Raw genomic sequence first — 949 nt, 5'->3', positions numbered from 1 at the left:
CGCCGGCGAGGAGTGCGGCCAGGTCGCCCTTGCCGTTCTGCTCGACCGCCGTGTCCAGCTGGTCGGCCATCTGGGTGTCGTAGACGGGCCGGTCGACGGAGCGGAAGACGCCGATCGGGGTGTGGTGCAGGGTGTCCGGGTCGGCCAGCCGGGACAGGGCGAAGGCCGTGGTCGGGGACGCGGAGTGCGCGTCGTGGACGATGATCTGCGCCTCGTTGTCCGGCGTGACCGTGACGACCTTGAGGTCACCGGTGGCCGCGTCCCGGACGACGCCCTTGGCGAGATCGGTGCCGAAGCGGATCGGCTGCCCGTGCTCGAGGCGGATCACAGCCTCCTCGGCCTGCTGCTTGTCCTTGAGGACCTCGAAGGCGCCGTCGTTGAAGATGTTGCAGTTCTGGTAGATCTCCACCAGGGCCGTGCCCGGGTGGGCGGCGGCCTGGCGCAGCACCTGGGTGAGGTGCTTGCGGTCGGAGTCGACCGTGCGGGCCACGAAGGAGGCCTCCGCGCCGATGGCCAGCGACACCGGGTTGAAGGGCGCGTCCAGCGATCCCATCGGCGTCGACTTGGTGATCTTGCCGACCTCGGAGGTGGGGGAGTACTGGCCCTTGGTCAGGCCGTAGATCCGGTTGTTGAACAGCAGGATCTTGAGGTTGACGTTGCGGCGCAGCGCGTGGATCAGATGGTTGCCGCCGATGGACAGTGCGTCACCGTCACCGGTGACGACCCACACGGACAGGTCGCGGCGCGAGGAGGCGAGGCCCGTCGCGATGGCCGGGGCGCGGCCGTGGATGGAGTGCATCCCGTAGGTGTTCATGTAGTACGGGAAACGGGACGAGCAGCCGATGCCCGAGACGAAGACGATGTTCTCCTTGGCCAGGCCCAGCTCCGGCATGAAGCCCTGGACGGCCGCCAGGATCGCGTAGTCACCGCAGCCGGGGCACCAGCGCAC

The 949-nt window shown here is 68.7% G+C and carries 1 protein-coding gene; it reads right to left on the bottom strand.

Going from position 1 to position 949, the window contains the following annotated elements; genetic code table 11:
• Nucleotides 1–949: 2-oxoacid:ferredoxin oxidoreductase subunit beta (locus EF387_RS46475; protein ID WP_155589859.1), on the bottom strand; the 949-nt coding region annotated here is incomplete at both ends.

Origin of the sequence: Streptomyces cavernae, from assembly GCF_004023625.1 — a bacterium.
Classification (GTDB): domain Bacteria; phylum Actinomycetota; class Actinomycetes; order Streptomycetales; family Streptomycetaceae; genus Streptomyces; species Streptomyces cavernae.
The sequence above is the reverse complement of the archived record's forward strand: the minus strand, read 5'-3'. Positions and strand labels throughout refer to the sequence as shown.